This window comes from Roseicella aerolata, from assembly GCF_020523605.1.
GTDB lineage: Bacteria > Pseudomonadota > Alphaproteobacteria > Acetobacterales > Acetobacteraceae > Paracraurococcus > Paracraurococcus aerolatus.
In genome coordinates this window covers 145,570-166,378 of the sequence record NZ_JAJAQI010000004.1, presented here as the reverse complement: position 1 = coordinate 166,378, position 20,809 = coordinate 145,570, and the positions used below count along the sequence as shown (strand labels likewise).

At 72.8% G+C, this 20,809-nt stretch carries 16 protein-coding genes; 9 read left to right on the top strand and 7 right to left on the bottom strand.

All coding sequences use genetic code 11. The features are described 5' to 3' along the window. Positions 1 to 151: 151 nt before the first annotated feature. Positions 152 to 922, top strand: coding sequence for a DUF169 domain-containing protein (locus tag LHA35_RS04395; protein ID WP_226604997.1), 771 nt, complete (start codon positions 152 to 154; stop codon positions 920 to 922). Here the strand turns inward: LHA35_RS04395 and LHA35_RS04390 are convergent. Together LHA35_RS04390 and LHA35_RS04385 are read right to left on the bottom strand one after the other, a co-directional pair. Beyond that, positions 919 to 4,056 (bottom strand): adenylate/guanylate cyclase domain-containing protein, encoded by a 3,138-nt coding sequence (locus LHA35_RS04390; protein ID WP_226604994.1) that lies wholly within the window; start codon positions 4,054 to 4,056, stop codon positions 919 to 921. The two genes, LHA35_RS04395 and LHA35_RS04390, sit on opposite strands and share 4 nt — an antisense overlap. A 392-nt stretch (positions 4,057 to 4,448) precedes the next feature. Beyond that, complete coding sequence (locus tag LHA35_RS04385) at positions 4,449 to 7,670, bottom strand: ATP-binding protein (RefSeq protein WP_226604992.1); 3,222 nt, start codon at positions 7,668 to 7,670, stop codon at positions 4,449 to 4,451. A 444-nt stretch (positions 7,671 to 8,114) separates the two neighbouring features. Between LHA35_RS04385 and LHA35_RS04380 the strand changes: the two genes are divergently transcribed. The 5 genes from LHA35_RS04380 to LHA35_RS04360 all read left to right on the top strand — a co-directional run bounded on the left by LHA35_RS04380 (position 8,115) and on the right by LHA35_RS04360 (position 12,159). After that, a complete protein-coding gene (locus LHA35_RS04380) occupies positions 8,115 to 8,543 on the top strand; it encodes a con-10 family general stress protein (protein WP_226604989.1) in 429 nt (142 codons plus the stop codon). A gap of 61 nt (positions 8,544 to 8,604) precedes the next feature. Beyond that, positions 8,605 to 9,732, top strand: coding sequence for a CaiB/BaiF CoA transferase family protein (locus LHA35_RS04375; RefSeq protein ID WP_226604986.1), 1,128 nt, complete (start codon positions 8,605 to 8,607; stop codon positions 9,730 to 9,732). A gap of 23 nt (positions 9,733 to 9,755) precedes the next feature. Continuing rightward, the gene (locus tag LHA35_RS04370) at positions 9,756 to 10,928 is read left to right on the top strand and encodes an acyl-CoA dehydrogenase family protein (RefSeq protein ID WP_226604983.1); all 1,173 of its coding nucleotides are present in this window, start codon (positions 9,756 to 9,758) and stop codon (positions 10,926 to 10,928) included. Positions 10,929 to 10,965: 37 nt separating this feature from the next. Further along, positions 10,966 to 11,931, top strand: coding sequence for a tripartite tricarboxylate transporter substrate binding protein (locus tag LHA35_RS04365; RefSeq protein ID WP_226604982.1), 966 nt, complete (start codon positions 10,966 to 10,968; stop codon positions 11,929 to 11,931). 90 nt (positions 11,932 to 12,021) lie between these two features. Then, positions 12,022 to 12,159, top strand: coding sequence for a hypothetical protein (locus LHA35_RS04360; protein ID WP_226604980.1), 138 nt, complete (start codon positions 12,022 to 12,024; stop codon positions 12,157 to 12,159). 31 nt (positions 12,160 to 12,190) lie between these two features. Here LHA35_RS04360 and LHA35_RS04355 read toward each other — a convergent pair whose 3' ends face one another. Next, positions 12,191 to 13,729, bottom strand: coding sequence for an AMP-binding protein (locus LHA35_RS04355; protein WP_226604978.1), 1,539 nt, complete (start codon positions 13,727 to 13,729; stop codon positions 12,191 to 12,193). 199 nt (positions 13,730 to 13,928) lie between these two features. Here LHA35_RS04355 and LHA35_RS04350 point away from each other — a divergent pair, with 199 nt between their 5' ends. The 3 genes from LHA35_RS04350 (at position 13,929) to LHA35_RS04340 (ending at position 17,164) form a co-directional block, all read left to right on the top strand. Further along, a complete protein-coding gene (locus tag LHA35_RS04350) occupies positions 13,929 to 14,924 on the top strand; it encodes an MBL fold metallo-hydrolase (protein WP_226604976.1) in 996 nt (331 codons plus the stop codon). 37 nt (positions 14,925 to 14,961) lie between these two features. Continuing rightward, positions 14,962 to 15,789, top strand: coding sequence for a hypothetical protein (locus tag LHA35_RS04345; RefSeq protein ID WP_226604973.1), 828 nt, complete (start codon positions 14,962 to 14,964; stop codon positions 15,787 to 15,789). Positions 15,790 to 15,889: 100 nt separating this feature from the next. Beyond that, on the top strand, positions 15,890 to 17,164 hold the full coding sequence (locus LHA35_RS04340; RefSeq protein WP_226604970.1) for a hypothetical protein: 1,275 nt from the start codon (positions 15,890 to 15,892) through the stop codon (positions 17,162 to 17,164). Positions 17,165 to 17,299: 135 nt separating this feature from the next. On the opposite strand, the gene era is transcribed toward LHA35_RS04340, so the two are convergent. From era to LHA35_RS04320, 4 genes are all read right to left on the bottom strand, one after another. Continuing rightward, positions 17,300 to 18,247, bottom strand: a complete 948-nt coding sequence (gene era, locus LHA35_RS04335) for a GTPase Era (protein ID WP_226604968.1) — start codon at positions 18,245 to 18,247, stop codon at positions 17,300 to 17,302. Further along, complete coding sequence (gene rnc, locus LHA35_RS04330) at positions 18,244 to 18,927, bottom strand: ribonuclease III (protein WP_226604965.1); 684 nt, start codon at positions 18,925 to 18,927, stop codon at positions 18,244 to 18,246. The genes era and rnc overlap by 4 nt, the downstream gene beginning before the upstream one ends. Before the next feature lie 10 nt (positions 18,928 to 18,937). Continuing rightward, a complete protein-coding gene (lepB, locus tag LHA35_RS04325; RefSeq protein ID WP_226604962.1) occupies positions 18,938 to 19,678 on the bottom strand; it encodes a signal peptidase I in 741 nt (246 codons plus the stop codon). A 241-nt stretch (positions 19,679 to 19,919) separates the two neighbouring features. Beyond that, entirely contained in the window at positions 19,920 to 20,684 is a 765-nt protein-coding gene (locus tag LHA35_RS04320; protein WP_226604960.1) for an SDR family oxidoreductase, read from the bottom strand. Positions 20,685 to 20,809 lie beyond the last annotated feature (125 nt).

The following is a 20,809-nucleotide window of genomic DNA, read 5'->3' as shown; positions in this document are numbered from 1 at the left end:
AGCGCGATCGATCGCACTTCGCGGATTGCGTTGAACACCGAACACCAATCCGCTGTAGACCATTGTCTGTAGAGCAGATTCATGCTGCGGGACGTTCACGCCCCTCCGCGATCTGCTCTAGGCTGGGCGCAATCGTTTCGGGAGGAGCGGCATGACCGACGCAATCGCCAATGGATCGCAGCGCCTGGTCGCGGAGCTGAATGCGCTGCTCCGGCTGAAGACCACGGTCATTGGCATGAAGCTGTTCGAGACGGTGGAGGAGATGCAGGCCATCCCCCGCATCCGCAGGCCGAAGACGAAGCACACCACGGACCAGATCGTCTCCATGGCCTCCCGCCTCGGCTGGACCGTCGGTATCACGGCCGATGACCTGGTCGGCCAGCAATGCCAGGCGGTGGTCGGCCTCGCGCCGCGGGACGAGCGCGGCGAGCGCTATGTCGGCGTCTGGCACGGCGATGCCGAAAGCGCCGCGGCGCGGCAGCAGGCGCTCTCCTGCGTGCCGCATGGCCGTTACCGGGCCATGGCCGTCAGTCCGCTGGAGAGCGGGCGGCTCGACCCGCCGGATATCGTGCTGGTCTATGCGACGCCCGGGCAGATGATCATCCTCATCAACGGGCTGCAGTACCGCAATTACCGGAAATTCGAATGGAGCGTGGTGGGCGAGACCGCCTGCGCGGATAGCTGGGGCCGCGCGCTCGCCACCGGCGAGCCGAGCCTCTCCCTGCCCTGCTTCGCGGAGCGGCGCTATGGCGGCGTGCCGGATGAGGAGATGCTGATGGCGCTGAAGCCGGCTGATCTGCGCGTGGCGGTGCAAGGGATGCAGGCGCTGGCGAAGAACGGCATCCGCTACCCCATCCCGCCCTATGGCATCCAGAACGACCCCTCGGCTGGCATGGGCGTCAGCTACGCCGGCAAGGGCTAGCGATCCGGTGCGAGACCCATGCCTGCGGGCGGTTCCATCCGCGGGGCCGCTCGCGGGGCGAGTTCGGCCAGCACCGCGCGGGCCCGCAGCACCACGGGCTCGCTCTCCGCGCCGAAGGGGGCGAGCGCGGCGCCCAGCCTGTCGCGCGCCTCCTCCTTCCGCCCGGTCTCGGCCAGCAGCCGGGCCAGCGGCATGGCCGCATGCAGCCCGAAAAGCACGGCCTGCTGCGCATCCGCCTCGGCGAGGGCGGCGCGCATATCCGCTTCCGCCGCATCAATGCGGCCGGCCATCCGCTGGACCTCTCCCCGCTGCCGCAGCAGCGTGACCCTTTCCCAGGCAGCGCCGCTCTCGGCCAGCAGGTCGAAAGCCTCCGCCAGGCGCGACAGACCGCCCTCGGCGTCGCCGCCGCGCGCCATTAGCTCCGCTTCCATGCCAAGGAAGCTCGGCACGAAGGTCATCGCCTCGGCCGCCCGGTTCCAGCCGATGCATTCCCGCACCAGCGCCAAGCCGCCGGCGATGTCGCCGCGCCGCCCCGTCAGCAGCCCGACGATCGCCTTGGACGCCATGTCGAGATAGCTGATCTCGTGCTCCTCGCAGAGCGCGATGGTCTCCCGCAGCCGGCGGATGCAGTCCTCCTCGGCGCCGCGGTCGTAGTCGTAGCGCCCCAGCGCATAGCGGGCATAGGCGATGGCGAAGGGAATGCCGGATTTCTGCGCGGCCTCCGCCAGTGCCGCCACGTCGCGCCGCACCTCCTCCAGCCGGCCCATGAAGGCACGTGCCCAGGCCGAGTAGCAGCGCGTGCTGACCACCATCGCCTGCGCCGCCACCGCATAGCGCCGGTCGCGCTCCGTCCGGTCCTCATGCCGCAGGGCAAGGTCCAGGCTCTCCACCGCCTCGCGGAAGCGCCCCTGGATGAATTGCGAATGCCCCAGCGCGCTGTAGGCGATGGTCAGCCCGTTGCCCGAACCCTGCCCGCGGGCGAAGTCCAGCAGCGCCTCGGCCCGCTCCATGGAGAGTCCGATGCGGCCGCGCATCCAGGCATGGCTCCACTGCCCGTGCATGGCGTTGCGCAGCTGCGGCTGGCCGGGCAGCCGCTCGGCCAGCGCCCGGGCGCGGTCATAGGCCTGGCCGGTCTCCAGCGCGCTGTGGCCGCGCAGGCTGAGCAGCGCATTGCCCGCCAGGAGCTGCATGTCCAGCTCGGCCCGCATATGCGCCTCGCTCTCGGGCAAGGCCTGCAGGATGGCAATGCCGCGGCGGAGCTGCACCAGCGCCTCCTCCATCGCCCCGCGCTGCGTCGCCTGCTGCGCGCCGCGCAGCCACCAGCCGACCGCCTGCTCCGGCTGCACGGCCTCGCTGCGGTGATGCGCGATCACCTGCGGCTGGGCCTGCGCCGCCGCCGGGAAGCGGGCCTCCAGGATGTCGGCGACGCGGGCATGCAGGGCACGGTAGCGCTCGCGCGGCAGCAGGCCGAGCGCGGCATCCTGGATCAGCGCATGCCGGAAGCGATAGGTGCCGCCGCCCGCCGGACCATGCCGCTGCAGCAGGCGCGAGTCCACCAGCCGGTCCAGCACAGGCGCCATCGCCTCCGCCTCGCGCTCCAGCACCAGGGCCAGCAGCGCGGCATCGAATTCGCGGCCGATGACGGAGGCGACCTCGGCGATCGGCCGTGCCTCGCCGAGCCGGTCGAGCCTGGCCAGCAGCGAGGCGTGCAACGAGACGGGCACGCTCGCGCGCTCGCTCGGCCGCGGCCGCGCCGGGTCGGCGCCGCCGCCGGCCTGCGCGATCTGCTCGGTCACCGCCCGCGTCAGCTCCTCCAGGAAGAGCGGCACGCCATCGGCGCGGCGCAGGATGTCGCGCGCGGTCTGCGGCGGCAGCGGCACGTCGCGCGCCACGCAGCGCACCAGCTCCGCCGCGGCGGCCTCGCCCAGCGGGGAGAGGTTCAGCCGCTCGACGCCCGGTGCGTCCAGCCAGGGCGGGAGGAATTCCGGCCGGGCCGTCACCACCGCCAGCACCGGCAGGCTCGGCACGCGCTCGATCCAGAGGGCGAGCAGCTCCCGTGTCGTCGGGTCGACCCAGTGCGCATCCTCCAACACCATCAGCACCGGGCGCAGCCGCGTCACCGCGACGAACCCCTCCATCAGCGCCTGCAGTAGGCGTTCGCGCCGGCGCTGCGGCGGCATGGGCGGGATCGGCGCCAGCGCCTCGCCCTTCAGCCCGAGCTGCTCGGCGATCAGCGCGAAATCCACCGGGGGCAGTTCCGGCATCAGGGCGCGCAGCTTGCCGATGCGGATGGAAGGCGAATCGGGCGGCGCGATGCGGCTGTCGCGCAGCATCTGCTGCAGCACGGGCTGCAGCGCCATGCCCTGCTGGTGCGGGGCGGCGAAGTAGCGGATCGCGACCCGGTCCTGCGTCTCCCGCAGCAATTGCGCGACCAGCCGCGACTTGCCGATGCCTGCCTCGCCCGAGAGCAGGACGGTGCGTCCTTCCCCGAGCTGGGCGGACCGCCACAGCGCCTGCAGATGCTCGAAGGCCGCATCGCGGCCGAGCAGCGGCAGGGTCGCGCCCTCCGCCCGCGCCGCGAAGCGGTCGGGGCTCGGCGAGACGGCGAGGGCCTGCCAGACCGGCACCGGCTCCGCCCAGCCCTTCATCGGGTGCAGGCCGAGGCTGCGGAAGGCGAAGAGCGCGCCGACCATCCGCTTGACGCTGTCCGAGACCAGCACCGTCCCCGGCTGCGCCAGTGCCTGCAACCGCGCGGCAAGGTTGGGCGTCTCGCCGAAGACGTCGAGATTGTGCGGATCGCCGGTATCCGCGACATCGGCGACCACGACCAGCCCGGTCGAGATGCCGATGCGCACCGCGAGCCGGTGGCCGGCGCGGCGGGACATGGCGGCCACCGCATCGAGGATCTCCAGCGCGGCGCGCACAGCCCGCTCGGCGTCATCCTCCTGCGCCACGGGATAGCCGAAATAGACGAGCACGCCATCGCCCACCAGGCGGCCGAGATGGCCGCCATGCCGGCCGATCACCTCGGTGGTCAGGCGGTAGAAGCGGGCGATCGCCTCCGCGAATTCCTCGGGATCGGCGCCGGCCGCCAGGGCGGAGGAGCCGACCACGTCGCAGAACAGCACGGTCATCGGCCGCAACTCGCGCGAGCGCGGCGCGCTCGGCCGCCGCAGGGCCGCACCCGGTGCCTGCCGCAGGCCGCACTCGCTGCAGAACCGGGCCGTCGCCGGGAGCGAGGCGCCGCAGCCCGCGCAGGTCACCTGCGCGGCGTCACCACCGGGTGCCAGGCTTCGTTCCGCAATCGGGGCCACTGCGACGGTGCCTCTTCCTCATGCCATGCGGGTTGCGCCAGCGCCGATCCCGCAGGCGGGTCGCCGGCAAGGCCCGGGCGACCGCCTGCTTATCGCATGAAGTTCGTGCCATGCACCATGCCGCGACCAGGTCATGCGGCACGGCACGGCGGGAGATGCGCCGTGCCGGCCGGATCACGCGCGGGCCGCGAATGGCATGCGGCGCGCGCCCCTCATACGGGCGAAGGATCCGGCATGCTGCCCGCGTGTCGCGCCGGCGCCGGGCCCTGCCTGAGCGAATCGAGCAGGGCGCGCGCCCGCTGGACAACCGGCTCCTGCACCATCCCGAACGGCCCGAGCGCCGCGGCCAGCATCCTCCGCGCCTCCGCCACCCGGCCGGTGCGTGCCAGTTGCCCCGCCAGGGCCAGCGCGGCCCGCAAGGTGTAGAGCGCGGCCTCCTGCCGCTCGGCCACCGCCAGCGCGGCGCGCCAGGCCGCCTCCGCGCCCGCCGCCTCGCCCAGCGCCGCCAGAAGCTCGCCGCGGCGGCAGAGCAGCGGCGCCTCCTCCCAGAGCGCGCCGGTCTCGCGCAACCGGGCCTCCGCCTCGGCCAGGCGGGCCAGCCCGGCGGCGGGGTCGCCGGCGCGCGCCAACAGCTCGGCCTCGATGCCAAGGAAATGCGGCAACAGTCCGAACAGGCTGGTCTCCTGGCTGCCGGCCACCACGCCGCGGATCTCCGCCAGGCCGGCGGCCGGGTCGCCGAGCCGCCCGGCCAGCAGCGCGGCCATCGCGCCAGCGGTGAGGGTGAGGAAGCCGATCTCCTGTTCGGCGCAGAGCCGCGCCGTCGCGCGGAACCGCGCCAGCGCGGTCGCCTCCGCGCCATGCTCCGCATCGAACAGGCCGAGCGCATATCCTGCATTGGCGATGGCGAAGGGCACGCCGGCGCGCTCCGCGGCCTGCAGCGTCAGCGCCAGCTCCTCCCGCAGCCCTGCCGTGCGGCCGAGGAACATGCGCGCCCAGGCGCCGTAGCAGCGCGTGCTGATCACCGTCGTCTGCAGCGCCAGGTCGTGCCGCCGCGTGCGGTCCGCCGGGTCGTGCTGCGCCAGGCTGCGCGCCGCGCTCCCGGCCGCCGCGCGGAACCGTCCGAGGAAGAGCTGCGAATGCGCCAGCGCGCTGTGGGCGATAGTAAGGCCCGAGGGGCTGCCGGCCTCCTCCGCCACGCGCAGCAGCGCCTCCGCCCGCTCCAGAGAGAGCGGGATCAGGCCCCGCATCCAGGCATGGCTCCACTGGCCGTGCATGGCGGTCAGCAGGGCCGGGTGGCCCGGCAGCCGCTCGCTCAGCGCCCGGGCACGGTCATAGGCGAGGCCCGTCTCCGCCGCGCCATGGCCGTGCAGGACCAGCAGCGCGTCACCCATGCGCAGTTCCAGATCCAGCTCCGCCTGCAGCCGCGCCTCGCCCTCCGGCTCCTCGTCCAGGCACTCCCTGACGCGGCGGAGCTGCGCCAGCGCCTCGGCCGGGGCGGAGCGGGCGAGGGCCTGGTCGGCGCCGCGCAGCCACCAGGCCAAGGCCTCCCGCCGATGGCCCGCCTCGGTCCAGTGCTGCGCGATGCGCTGTGGCGTGGCGAGGCCGGGTCCGCCCTCCAGCGCCGCCGCCACCTGGGCATGCAGCGACCGGTAGCGATCGCGCGGCATCAGCCCGACGGCAGCCCGCTGCAGCAGCACATGCCGGAAGCGGAAGCGGTCCGCCCCCTGGCGCTGCAGCAGGTCGGCCGCCGCCAGCCGGTCGAGCTGAAGGCCGAGCGCCGGAAGATCCCCGCCGAGGATGGAGGCGAGCAGCGCCGGTTCGAATTCGCGCCCGATGATGGCCGCCACCTCGGCCACCCGGCGCGCGCCGCCGACGCGCTCCAGCCGTGCCAGCAGCGAGGCCTGTAGCGAGGCGGGAACCGGCAGGCTCCCCAGCCGCTCCCCGCCGGCCGGGGCGGCATGTGTCAGCGCCTCGATCACCGCGCGCGTCATCTCCTCGAGGAAGAGCGGCACGCCCTCCGCGCGCTGCAGGATATCGTGCGCCAGCCCGGCCGGCAGGGGGACATCCTGCGCGACCGCGCGCATCAGCGCCTCGGCAGCCTCCCCGTCCAGCGGGTCGAGATGGATCCGCAGGGTGGCCGGCGCCTCCGCCCAGGCCGGCAGCGGGCCGGGCCGCGCGGTGGCAAGCAGCAGGACCGGCAGCCCGGCCACGCGCCCGGCCAGCATGTCCAGGGCTTCCAGCGTAGTCGGGTCGGCCCAGTGCAGATCCTCGAAGGCCAGGAGCACCGGACGGCGGCGCGCCGCCTCGGCGACGATCGAGACGAGGGATTGCAGCAGCCGCCTGCGCCGCCGCTGCGGCGTCTCGGCGGCCGAGTCCTCCGCCGCGCCCATCAGCATGGCGACCGCCGCAAGGCCGGCGGGCGCGGCGCCGGCCAGCAGCCTTTCCAGCTTGCGCCGCCGCTGCGCCAGCGGATCCTCCGGCAGCAGCGCCGCGGCGCGGCCGATCCAGCGCACCACCGGCTGCAGCGGCATACGCTGCTCCTGCGGCGCGGCGAAGAGCCGGAGCTGGTGCTCGCGTGGCACCTCGGTCAGCAATTGCGCCAGCAGGCGCGACTTGCCGATGCCGGCCTCGCCATGGACGAGCACGGTGGCGCCCTGCCCGGCCGCCGCCGCCTGCCAGAGCCGGCGCAGTTCATCGAGCGGTGCGGCCCGCCCGATCAGCGGGATGCGTGCCGCGGCCGCGGCATCGCGCTCGCGCGCACCGGCGGGGCCGAGCAGCTGCCAGACCGGCACGGGCTCCGCCCAGCCCTTGATCGCCTGCGGTCCGCATGGCCGCAGCGCGAACCGCCCTGCCAGCTGGCGCCGCACGCTGTCGGAGACCAGTACCGTGCCGGGCGCCGCCAGGGCCTGCAGCCGGGCGGCGAGGTTCAGGGCCTCGCCGAGGACGCTGAGATGCCGCGGATCGCCCGTACCCGCGGCATCCGCCACCATGACCAGGCCGGCGGCGATGCCGGCGCGGATGCGCACCGGCCCCGCCCCCGCCGGCACCTCGGCCGCGACGGCATCCCGGATGGCGAAGGCGGCCTCGGCGGCGCGGAGCGTGTCGTCCTCCTGTGCCGCCGGCCAGCCGAAATGCACCAGCACGCCATCGCCGAGGAAGCGCACGAGGCGGCCGCCATGCCGCTCGGCCACATGCGTCGCGACATGCAGCACGGCGGCGAGCATCTCGCCATGCGCCTCGGCATCCGTTGCGCCGGCGGCGGGTTCCGGAATGCCGCAGAACAGCACGGTCATCGGCCGGAGTTCGCGCAGCGGCGCGGCGCCGGCGGAATCGCCGCCCAGGCGGTGGCCGCATTCGCTGCAGAAGCGCGCCGTTGGCCCGACCGGCGTGCCGCAGGCCGGGCAGGTGGTGCCCGGCGCTGCCCCTGCTGCCATGTCGTTCCCCTCCGCAGCTTCACATCTGAGCAAGCAAGACTAGGCGGGCCGTCCGTCCGGCGAAAGCCGGCCGGCCCTGCAACACCGGCGGTCACGCGGCGTTGTGCCCGGTTGATCCGGAGAGACATCGCCCATGCCCCCATCCGACCCGATCCCACCGCCTGGCTTCCCGGGCCCCGAGATCCCGCCCATGCCGCCCGGCCCGCCCTCCCCCGGCCCGGGACCGAGCCCGCTGCCGCCGGCACCGACGCCAGGGCCGGAACTGCCGCCGCAGAACCCGCCCGGCCCGCGGGAGATGCCACCACCCCAGCTTGGCTGACCGGCCGCCAGGATTTGTGCCCCGAGGCCCAGCGGGGACGCATCCGGCCGGCGCGAACCGCGTTGGGTACGCACCGGACCATGCGCATGGTCCGGTGGATCGCGAGCAGCAGGAAGGACAGGTTCATGGCGAGTTCCAGCGGCGACATGCCGCCTGGCGGCAGCCGGAACAGCAACCCGGGCAATTTCGCCAACAACCGGGAGAAGGCATCGCGCGCCGGCCAGATCGGCGGTTCGCGTCAGGGAGCGGCGAACAACCCAGGCAATTTCGCCAACAACCGCGACCGCGCACGCGAGGCCGGGCATCTCGGCGGCATGCATCAGGGCAAGCGGAACAACCCGGCGAATTTCGCCAACGACCCCGCGAAGGCGCGGGAGGCGGGCCATATCGGCGGCACCCATCAGGGCCGGCAGAACAACCCCGCCAATTTCGCCAATGACCGGGGCAAGGCGAGCGAGGCCGGGCGGCTCGGCGGCCAGCACCGCGCCGGTTCACGCGGCGGAGCATCGCCGGAGGGCGAGGGGCAGGCGGGTTCGCCGGACGAGCAGGGCTGAACGCCGCGGCGCTGGCATTGCCGGCGGTGCCTGCTAGTCTCCCTCCAAACGGAGGGAACGGATGGGACCGCTACAGGGCCTGCGCATCCTGGAATTCGCCGGCATCGGCCCCGGCCCTTTCTGCGCCATGGTGCTGGCCGATCTCGGCGCCGAGGTGGTGCGGATCGACCGGAAGGATGGCCCGGCTGGCGCGCGCGAGGATTTCACCGGCCGCGGCCGGCGCTCCATCGCCCTCGACCTGAAATCGCCCGCTGCGATCGAGACGGCGCTGCGCCTGGTGGACGGCGCGGATGCGTTGATCGAGGGCTTCCGGCCCGGCGTCATGGAGCGGCTCGGCCTGGGGCCGGATGCGTGCCTCGGGCGCAATCCGCGCCTCGTCTATGGCCGCATGACCGGCTGGGGGCAGGAAGGGCCGCTGGCCCATACCGCCGGCCATGACATGAACTACATCGCGCTGACCGGCGCGCTCTGGGCGATCGGCCGGCCGGAGGAGCGGCCGGTGCCGCCGCTCAACCTCGTCGGCGATTACGGCGGCGGTGGGATGCTGCTGGCGGTCGGACTGCTGGCGGCGCTGCTCTCCGCGAGATCCACCGGCAAGGGCCAGGTGGTGGATGCCGCCATGGTGGACGGCGCGGCGCTGCTGATGGCGCCGATCTATGCCATGAAGGCGCGCGGCCGCTGGCAGAATGCGCGCGGCACCAACATGCTGGACGGCGCGGCCCCCTGGTACGACACCTATGAATGCGCCGATGGGCGCTGGCTCTCGGTCGGGCCGATCGAGCCGCAATTCTTCGCGGTGATGTGCGAGAAGCTCGGGCTGGACGCGAAGGACTTCCCGGACCGCATGGAGCCGGCGGCCTGGCCGGGGCTGAAGGAGAGGCTGGCGGCCATCTTCCGCACCCGCACGCGGGATGACTGGGCGGCGCTGTTCGAGGGCACGGATGCCTGCGTCGCGCCCATCCTCGACATGGAGGAGGCGCCGCGCCACCCGCACAACGCCGCGCGCGGCACCTTCGCGCTGCGGGACGGCGTGGTGCAGCCCGCGCCCGCGCCCCGCTTCAGCGCCACGCCGGCCGAGATCGGCGCGCCGCCGCCGCTGCGCGGCGAGCATACGGATGCGGTGCTGGCGGATTTCGGCGTCCCGGCCGAGGAGATCGCCGCGCTGCGCCAGTCCGGCGCCATCGCCTGAACGAAGGATCCCGGAGGAACGCCATGGACACCAACATCGCCGCCGGCGGCGCCCGCCTGACCGGCCCGCGCACCGTCTTCACCGCCGAGCACGAGGCCTTCCGCGACACGGTCCGCCGCTTCTTCGAGAAGCATGTGGTCCCCCACCACCGGCAGTGGGAGCGGGATGGCATCGTCTCCCGCGAGGTCTGGCGGCAGGCGGGCGAGGCCGGGATCCTCTGCCCCATGATGAGCGAGGAGTATGGCGGCGCCGGCGCCGATTTCGGCTACAGCGCCATCGTCATCGAGGAGATCGCCCGGACCAACTGCACAGGGCCCGGCTTCCCGCTGCATTCCGACATCGTCGTCCCCTATATCGAGGACCTCGCGCGGCCCGAGAGGAAGCGCGAATGGCTCCCGAAGATGGCGCGCGGCGAGATCATCGGCGCGATTGCCATGACCGAGCCGGGCATGGGCAGCGACCTCAAGGCCATGCGCACCACCGCACGGCGGGAGGGCGACCACTACGTCATCAACGGTTCCAAGACCTTCATCAGCAATGGCCAGCTGGCGGATCTCGTGATCGTCTGCGCCAAGACCGATCCCGCGGCGGGCCGGAAGGGCATCAGCCTGATCTGCGTGCCCGCCGGCACCCCGGGCTTCACCAAGGGCCGCAACCTGGAGAAGATCGGGCTGCATGCGCAGGACACCTCGGAGCTCTTCTTCGAGGATGTCCGGGTGCCGGTCGAGAACCTGCTGGGCGAGGAGAACAAGGGCTTCTCCTACCTCATCCGCAACCTGCCGCAGGAGCGGCTGGTGATCGCCGTCCGCGCCGCCATGGGCATGGAGGTGATGCTGGAAAAGACCGTGGCCTACACCAAGGAACGCCAGGCCTTCGGCCAGCCGGTCATCGACTTCCAGCACAACCGCTTCAAACTGGCCGACGCCAAGGCGCAGGCGGCGATGTTCCGGGTCTTCGCCGACCACTGCCTGGCGCTGCACCTGCGCGGGGAGCTGACGGTGGAACTGGCCGCGGTGGCGAAGCTGCTGGGCGCCGAGATGCAGAACAGGCTGTTCGACGACTTCCTGCAGCTCCATGGCGGCTATGGCTACATGGCGGAATACGAGATCGGCCGCGCCTGGGCCGACGCCCGTGTTGGCCGGATCTATGGCGGCAGCAGCGAGATCATGCGGGAGATCATCGGGCGCACGCTGTAGGCGAACCCCAGGAACAGGACGCCGGGAGACTCCAGGAATGAACGCCACGCGACGCGCCCTGCTGGGCGCGGCCGCAGCGCTCGCGGCACCCGCGACGCTGCAGGCCCAGGGCCGCTTCCCCGAACGGCCCATCACCATCCTCGTGCCCTTCCCGCCGGGCGGGGCGACGGATGTGCAGATGCGCGCCCTGGCCGAGGCGGCGACGCGGCATTTCGGCCAGACCGTCCTGGTCGAGAACCGTCCGGGCGCCGGCAGCACGCTGGGCGCCGCCGCCGTCGCGCGGGCCCGGCCCGATGGCTATCAGGTCGCGCAGATGACCCTGCCGGCGCTGCGCCTGCCCTTCATGCAGCGGATGCCCTACGACCCGCGGCGCGACTTCACGCCCATCATCCACCTGACCGGCTATACCTTCGGCGTCATGGTCCGCGCCGACAGCCCCTGGAAGACCTGGCAGGAGCTGGTGGCGGATGCGCGGGCCCGGCCGGGGCGGCATCGCTGGGGCAATACCGGCGCCAACGGCACGCCGCACCTCGCCATGCTCGAACTGGCCGAGCGCGAGGGGCTGCAGGTGGAACACATCCCCTTCCGTGGCGAGGCGGATGCCGTGCCGGCCGTCCTCGGCGGGCATATCGAGGCAACGGCGGGCGGCACCGGCTCCAGCCAGCTGGTGACCGAGGGCAAGCTGCGCTACCTGAATTTCTGGACCCGCCAGCGCGTGCCGCGCTTCCCGGATGTGCCGACGCTGCTGGAGCTGGGCTATCAGGGGATGGTCATCACCTCGCCCTATGGGCTGGTGGCGCCGGCCGGGCTCGATGCCGAGATCCTCGGGGCGCTGCATGAGGGCTTCCGGCGCGCGCTGCACGACCCCACGCATCTCGCGGTGCTGGAGCGGCTGGACCAGCCGGTGGAATACCTCAACAGCGCCGACTACGCCCGCAACATGGCGGAGACGATCGACTTCGAAGAGAAGCGCGTGGAAAGGCTGGGCCTGCGCACCGGCTGAACCCCGGCGCCCTGTGCGCCGGGCCACAGCCCGCCATGGCCCGGCCCGGGCAAATCTCCCGAACAGGATACGGCATTCGGGAGAGAGGCCATGATCCAGGCATTCCGGCGGCACCGGCCCTGGTGCGAGGATTGGGCGGCCATTGCGCTGGCCCTCGGCTATGTCGGCGGCTTCCTGGCGGCGATGGAGCTTGCCCTCGCCCGCCTGCTCTTCCTCGCCGCCTTCTGACGCGGCCGGCCCGGCGTCCGGACCGGAGACCCTACCGCGCCGGCAGGTAGCGTTCCTTCAGCAGGCGGCGCAGCAGCTTGCCCGCCTCGCTCCGCGGCAGTTCCTCGGCCAGTTCCCAGCTTCGCGGCCGCTTCGGCCCGGCCAGCCGCTCGCGGCACCAGGCTTCCAGCTCCGCCCGCAGGGCCGCGTCATCGGCGATGCCCTCCCGCGGCACCACCACCGCATGCACCTGCTCGCCCATCTCCGGATGCGGGATGCCGACCACCGCCACCTCGGAGACCTTCGGGTGCTGCGCCAGCACCGCCTCGATCTCGGCGGGGTAGAGGTTGACCCCGCCCGAGAGGATCAGGTCGGCCCGGCGGTCCGAGAGGAAGAGGTAGCCCTCCTCGTCCAGCCAGCCGAGATCGCCGAGCGTCGCCCAGCCGCGCTCGTCATAGCAGGCCGCCGTCTTCTCCGGCGCATTGTGGTAGGCGAAGCGCGGCCCGCCCTCGAAGCGGATGGTGCCGGTCTCGCCCGGCGGCAATTCGCGGCCATCCTCGCCGGTAATGTGGACTTTCACGCCGTTCACCGGCCGCCCGACGCTGCCCGGCTTGCGCAGCCAGTCGGCCGAGGAGATCACCGTGGTGCCGACTCCCTCGGACCCCGCATAGTATTCCCAGAGGATCGGCCCCCACCATGCGATCATCGCCCGCTTCACCGCCGGCGGGCAGGGCGCCGCCGCATGGATGGCGGAGCGGTGGGAGGAGAGGTCATGCGCGCGGCGGACCGCCTCCGGCAGCGCCAGCATGCGCACGAACATTGTGGGCACCCACTGGCTGTGGGTGACCCGGAAGCGCTCGATCGCCTCCAGGCACTGGGCGGGGTCGAATTTCTTCAGCACCACCACCGTGCCGCCTTCGGTCAGCGTGCGGTAGACATAGCGGTTGGGCGCGGCGTGGTAGAGCGGCGCGGGGGAGAGATAGACCGTGTCCTCCCCGAAGCCGTAGAGCGCCTTCCAGGTCATGTCCCATTCCGGCGCGTCGCGGTTCTCGAAGGGGATCAGCGGCCGGCGGATGCCCTTGGGCAGGCCGGTGGTGCCGGAGGAGTAGAGGAACTCCCGCCCCACCGGCCGCTCGGGCAGCGGCGCGGCCGGATCCTGCGCCGCGACGCCGGCCTCGTAGCTCGCATAGCCCGCGATGCCCTCGGCCAGCGCATAGCGCGGCCGGTCGCCCACCGCGCCTTCCGCCACCAGCGCCGAGGCCAGCGCGGCAAGGGCGGGGCTGGCGATCAGCAGCCTGGCGCCGCTGTCCTGCAGCACATAGGCCACCTCATGCGGGCGGAGATGGATCGAGAGCGGCGTGTAGTACAGGCCCGCCAGCCGCGTCGCCTCCGCGATCTCGAGGAACTCCGGCCGGTTGTCCAGCAGCAGCGCGATACCCTCGCCCGGCTGCAGGCCGAGGGAGATGAGCCACTGCGCCACCCGTCGCGCGCGGGCATGGAGCGCGCCATAGGTCACCGCCTCCCCCGTCTCCGGGAAATGCGCGGCGATCTTGTCCGGTTGGCGTTCCGCCCAATGCGCCAGTTGCGGCATGCGTGTCCTCCTGTCGCGTCCAGGGTGGCGACAGGGGCGGCATGGCGTCAATGCGGCGGGGTCGCACGACGCGGGCTCACGCGATGGCGATGCGCTGGTGCTTAGCTTGCCGAAAATCCACGGGACGCCGCTCCCGGTTGTGGCATGCTGGCGCTCCGCACGAGGTTGCGGACCCGTCCTGTTGGGGAGGAAGACCAAGATGACGCATGTCAGCCGCCGCGGCCTGCTCGGCGCGGCTGCCGCCACCGCAGCCGCATCCCTGCTGCCTGGCCTGCCCGCCATGGCGGCCGCGCCTTTCCGGAACGAGTTGCCGCCCGCCTGGCACCGCTTCCGCTGGGGTGAGTTCGAGGCGACCGTCATCTCCGACGGCAGCCTGCCGCTCGGCAAACCGCAGGAGAGCTTCGTCGGCCCCGGCGCCGACCGAATCCCGGCCATGCTGACCAACGAGTTCCTCGATCCCGCCGCGGCGACGCTCGAGCAGAACGTGCTGGTGCTGAATACCGGCCGCCAGCTCATCCTGTTCGATACGGGCATGGGCGAGAGCATGGGCGCCGATTCGAAGATGTTCGGCCCGACCACCGGGCGGCTGCTGCAGAACATGCGCGCGGCCGGCATCCAGCCCGAGCAGATCGACATGGTCATCGCGACCCATGCGCATTGCGACCATATCTGGGCGCTGGTGGATGCGAACGGCCAGCGTGTCTTCCCCAACGCGCAGGTCGCGATCAACGAAGCCGACGTGAAGTTCTGGACCGATGACGGCAACAAGAAGGGCCCGGCCTTCATGGGGCCCTTCATCGAGGGCGCGAAGAAGAACCTCGCCCCCTACCGCGACCGCATGGTGATGGTGCGCGACGGGCAGGAGGTGGTGCCGGGCGTCACCGCCGTCTTCACCCCGGGCCACACGGTCGGCCATACCGTGTACTTCATCACCTCCCAGGGCCGGACCTTCGTGAACACCGGCGACCTGGCGCACCACCAGGTGCTGCTGCTGCGCCAGCCGATGATGGAGTTCTCCTTCGACACCGATCCGAAGCTCTCGGCACAGACGCGCAGCCGCATGCTCGACCGGCTGGCGACCGACAAGCACCAGGTGCTGTCCTACCACTTCCCCTGGCCTGGGCTCGGCCATGTGCGGCGGGAGGGCGAGGGCTATGCCTGGGTGCCGTCGCCGACCAATGTGACAGTGCTCTGATGCCGCGCCCGATCGCCGCCGCGCCGGGGCTGGCGGCGTGAACCAGGCGGCGCTTCCGGAACTGCGGGAGGCGGAGGCGCCGCCCGACATCGCCGCGATCTACGCGGCGCTGCGCACGGCCAGCGGCGTGCCGCTGGTGAACCTGATCCACCGGCACCTCGCCACCCTGCCCGGCGTGCTGCCCTGGGTCTGGCACGCGATCCGGCCGCCGCTGGAGGATGGCCGGCTGGCCGGCGCGCGGGAGAGGCTGGCGGCCGCCCTGCCCCTGCCGGACCTCGCGCCGCTGCCCGCCGCGGCCTGGGCGGCCGCGGGCCTGCCGCCCGAGGCGCGGGCCGAGGTCGCGGCGCTGGCCGAGACCTACAACCGCGGCAACCTGACCAACCTGATCCTGCTCACCGCGCTACGCCGTGCGCTGGAGGGCGCGCCGGCCGAGCCCGGCCCGCCGCCGCCCGCGCTGGCCAACCCGCCCCTGCTGCCCGCCCCGCCCCCCCTGCCGCGGCTCGCCGATCTGCCGCCCGCGCTCGCCACGGCGGTGCTGGCCCTGGCCGCGCGGCATGGCGGGACGGACGTGGTGCCGAGCCTCTATCTGCACCTCGCGCACTGGCCCGGCATTCCGCCGGCCCTGCCGGAATGGCTCGGCCCGGTGCTCGATCCCGCGGCCCTGGCCGCCGGGCGCGACGCGGCGGTCCGCCTCGCGGAGCGGGAGGGCGACGCATTGCGTCCCGCGCTCGCGGTCGAGGGCGAGGTGCCGGGTGGGCGCCGCGAGGCGGTGCTGGCCGTGATCGGCACCTTCACGCGCCAGGTCATCCCGGGGATGGTCCCGGTCGGCCTCTCCCTGCGCCGGGTGCTCGCCATGGGCGACTGATCGGAGGGCGTATCTCTCCCAGGCGTGAAGCCGCCCGGCGGGGCCGGTTCCCATGCGCTGGCCTATGCTGGCCTCCCGTCGGTCGGGAGGAGGTCTCCCCTTGCCCCACATCACCCCCTGCGCCACCGACGTCGCGCCTGCCGCGGCGCAGGATGCCCTCCTCCCGGGTTTCGACCAGGGCTGGGTCCTGCTGCCGAAGGCCGCCATCGGCGAGCCGGGCGAGCGCCCCGTCGTCTTCGAGATCGTCCTGCTGCACGCCAGGCATGGCGTCGCGCTGCTGGAGGCGCCGCCGCACTGGACGCCGGACGCGCCGCAACGGCTGCGGCGGCGGCTGGAGCGGGCACAGTTCGCGGCGATCTTTCCGGGGCACCTGCCCATCGTGCATGCGCCGTTGCAGCGGGGCCTGCTGCCCGATCTGCCGCGCGTGCTTGCGGAGGCCTTTGCCGCCGAACAGCCGCTGGAACTGCCAGGCGGCGATGCCTGGATGGGGGCGGTGCGCCGGGCGCTGGCGGCCTCGGCGAAGGGGCTGCCGGAGGCGGCGCGCGTCCCCGCCTCGCATCGTGGCCGGAGGCGGAGGAAGGGCATGGCCGGCGCAGCCCTGGTCGCCGGCATCGGCGGTGCCCTGCTGCTCGCCTTCGCCCCGGCGGCGCCGCCCGGCGAGGCCCTGGGCCAGTCCGCGGCCCTCCCCGGCGCGGCCATAGCATCGGGCCTCGTCTCGGCCGATACCGCGTTGCCCGATGAGGCCCGCGGGCGGTCCACGGCCTTCGCCAGCCCGGACGCAGCACCAAGCCTTGTATCGGCCGACATCGCAACGCCGCCGCCAGCCCTGCTGGCGCCCCCGGGCGGGCTGGTCACGCCGAGCCTCCTCAGGCTGACGACCGAGGCGAAGGCGCCGGAGGAGGGCATGGCCCCCATGCCCGGGGCCCTGACACACCCCTTGCCGATGGACGCCCGGCCGGTCCTGCCGTCCGACCTCGGGCGGACCGACGCGCGCCGCCCGGCAACCGGGCCGACGGAGGCTGCCGCCACTGCCACCCAGCCACGACAGCCGAAGAGCCCGGCCGCCGCCGTCCCGCCGCCGGTACCGGCCTTCAGCCTGGCGCCAGGCTTGGCACCGGGCGAACCGGCGCTCATCGCCAGCCTGCTTAGGCGTGGCGATGCCCTGTTCGCGCTCGGCGACATCTCTGGTGCGCGCCGCTTCTATGAGCGGGCGGCGGAGGCCGGCAGCGCGGAAGGGGCGCGCGCCGCCGGGCGGACCCATGATCCCGCCGTGCTCGCCGAGCAGGCCGTGCATGGCATCCGCCCGGACCTCGACCTCGCGGAGGCCTGGTACCGCCGGGCGGATGCCCTCGGCGCCGCAGCCCCCGGCCGGTGAGCCGGCCGCGGGCTGCGGCGGATTGGCGTTCCCATCGGAACGCCGACCCGCCCGGGATTGTTCGGCAGCGGCGCCGAGTTCCGCTTCGGGGCATTCATGCCCCCACGCTCCGCTCCAGGAACGGGACCGCCGTGCTCAGTCCAGGTCTTCCAGCCCGAGCGCCCGGAGGCGCCCCCGCTCCTCGTCCCAGCCCGGGCGGTCCTTGACGTTCAGGAAGAGGTGGACGCGCCGCTCCAGCAGCGCCTCCAGCTCGCGCCGTGCGCTCTGGCCGATCGCCTTGATGCGCGCGCCGCCATCGCCGATCAGGATCGCCTTCTGGGTCGGCCGGGCGACATAGACGGTGCAGTCCACCCGCACGCTGCCATCCTTCCGCTCCTGCCAGTTCTCGGTCTCGACCGTTGCGTGGTGCGGCACCTCCTCATGCGTCTGGCGCAGGATCTGCTCGCGCACGATCTCGGCCACCAGCATGCGGTTCGGCAGGTCGGAGAGCTCATCCTCCGGGAAGAGATAGGGGCCGGGCGGCATGTCGGCCGCCAGCTTGTCCAGCAACCGGTCGAGCCCGCGCTGCTTCTCGGCGGAGATCATGAAGGTCTCCTCCACCGGCAGAAGCTGGTTCAGCTCGGCCGCCAGCGGCAGCAGCCTCGGCGGCTCGACCAGGTCCACCTTGTTCAGCGCCAGCCAGATCGGGCGGCCGGCCTTGGCCAGCTTCTCGGCAATGGCGCGGACGGCATCCGTCAGCCCGGCCCGGGCATCGACAATGAGCAGGGTGCGGTCGGCATCCTGCGCCCCGCCCCAGGCCGCGGCGACCATGGCGCGGTCGAGGCGCCGGCGCGGCGCGAAGATGCCCGGCGTGTCCACCAGGATGATCTGTGCCCGCCCCTGGGCGCCCTGGTGCATCACCACGGCGCGGATGCGGAAGCGCGTGGTCTGCGGCTTGGGGGAGACGATCGTCACCTTGCTGCCGGCCAGCGCGTTGACCAGCGTCGACTTGCCGGCATTCGGGGCGCCCACCACCGCCACCAGGCCGCATCGGGTTTCCCCGGCCGCCTGCGGCGCCCCAGGCGTTTCCATCTCTTCGCTCATGCGCCCTTCAACCCTGCCAGCCAGGCCTCGGCCGCCGCCTGTTCCGCCGCCCGCTTCGTCGCACCCACGCCCTCCGCCTCCCGCCCGGCCGCCGCCACCGTCACCCGGAAGACCGGGCTGTGCGCCGGCCCCTCCGAGGAGGTGAGGGTATAGGTCGGCAGGCCGAGCCCCCGCCCGAGGGTCCATTCCTGCAGCCGGCTCTTCGCCGGCAGGGGCGGCTTGCGGTGTTCCTCGACCAGGCCGGCCCATTCGCGGCGGACGAAGATGCGCGCCGCCTCCAGCCCGGCATCCAGGTAGATGGCGCCCAGCACCGCCTCCAGCGCATCGGAAAGGATGTTCACCCAGGTCCGGAAACCCTGCTGCTGGTAGCGCGGCGGCATCTTCAGCGCGGCCGCCAGGTCCAGCCGCTCGGCGATGCCGGCCAGCGCCTCGGCCGAGATCAGGGCGGAGTGGCGCTTGCCGATATCGCCCTCCCGCTCGGTCGGGAAGCGCTCCACCAGCCATTCGGCGATCAGCAGACCGAGCACCCGGTCGCCGACGAATTCCAGCCGCTCATTCGAGCTGAGCCGGCTGCCCTGGGTGGCGGAGGAATGGGTCAGCGCCTGGCGCAGCAGCTCCGGCCGGGTGAATTCATGGCCGAGCTTCCCGGCGAATTCCGCCAGCGCCGCATCCTCGTTCATGCCCGCGGGCTCATCGGACGGCGGAAAAGAGCCGGCCCCAGCGGACCGCCATCGGCCATGCCCAGATCTCCCACCAGGAGGCACGGTTGCCGTCGATCGAGAAGAAGATGAACACCGCCCGGCCGACCAGGTTCTCCACGGGAATGAACCCCACCGCGTTCTGCACCCGGCTGTCCAGGCTGTTGTCGCGGTTGTCGCCCATGGCGAAGACATGGCCCTCCGGCACCCGGAATTCCTGGGTGTTGTCGAGCGGCATGTCATCCGACTGCTCGACGATGGCATGCGCCCGGCCGCCCGGCAGAATCTCCCGGAACTGGCGGACGGAGATGCGGCTGTCGCGGTCCTCGGCGATCAGGGGCCCCATTGGCTCGCGCCGCACCGCCTGGCCATTCACATGCAGCACGCCGCCGCGGACCTGGATGCGGTCCCCGGGCAGGCCGATGATGCGCTTGATGTAGTCCTGGCTGGGGTCGCGCGGCAGCTTGAAGACGGCGACATCGCCGCGCTCCGGCATCGAGCCCAGGATCCGGCCAGAGAAGAGGTTCGGCCCGAAGGGCATGGAATAGCGCGAGTAGCCGTAGGAGAATTTTGAGACGAAGAGATAGTCGCCCACCAGCAGCGTCGGGATCATGGAGCCCGATGGGATGTTGAAGGGCTCGAAGGCGATGGTGCGGATGCCGATGGCGATGAGGCCGGCATAGAGGATGGTCTTGACGCTCTCCAGCCAGCCGCCGGACTTCTTCTTCGCCATGGATGTGCTCAAGGAAAACCACCGCTGGGTTGGCGCCCGCGGATCGGTCCCCGGGCGGGGTAGGCGCTGAGGCGGAGGCACGCCGGTCACACGGTGCGCCCCCGCCGCAGGGGGTCATGGGCAAAGCGGATTCGCGCCTCCGGACTTCCCGTCCTCCGGCGACCCGCTCCGGGCGGCGGCGATGAAGCCTGCCGGGGGGTGGGGTGTCAAGGAATGGACCGTTTCGGCCCATCCCCGCGCATCACGGCATGAAGCTGCCGCCGCCGATATCGATGGTGGCGCCGGTCAGGTAGCCGGCGGCATCGGAGGCGAGGAAGGCCGCCACCTCCGCGACATCCGCCGGCGTGCCGATCCGGCCCATGGGCACCTGCGTGAGGAAGGCGGCATTCGCCGCATCGGTCGTGCCGCGGGCCATGGGGGTGTCGATGCGGCCGGGGGCGATGCTGTTCACCGTGATGCCGTCCGGGCCGCATTCCACCGCGAGGCTGCGGGCGAAGCCCATCAGCCCGGTCTTGGCCGCGGCGTAATGGGCGCCGGCAATCTGGCTCTTCGCCCGGGCGGCCTGGCTGGTGAGCATGATGATCCGGCCCCAGCGCCGGGCCCTGAGCGGCGGCAGGCAGGCCTGGGAGACGAGGAAGGCGCCGGTCAGGTTCACCGCCAGCACGCGGCGCCACTCCTCGGCCGGCATGTCGCGGATCTTCCGGGCCCGGCCATCCGGCCCTTTCGGCGAGATGCCGGCATTGTTCACCAGGATGCCAAGGCGCGGCCAGTCCTCGCCGAGCGCGATGGGCAGGGCGGCGACGGCGGCCTCATCCGCCACGTCCAGGCGGATGGCGCGGGCCTGATGGCCATCGGCGCGGAGGGCGGCGGCGGTCGCCTCCACCTCATCGATGACATCGGCCAGCACCACGGGGTGGCCGACCGCGGCAAGCCTGGCGGCGATGCCGGCGCCGATGCCGCGGGCGGCACCGGTGACGAGGGCGACGCGGTCCTGGGGTGAGATCATGGACGGGCTCCGTGTCCCCTCCCCCGCTTCCCGCTCCCCATGCGGCGCAGCGCGAGGGGACCGGGAAGCGGGGGAGGATCAGGGTGGGGTGACGGGTCGGGGCGAGGGCCGCGGGCATGAGGAAC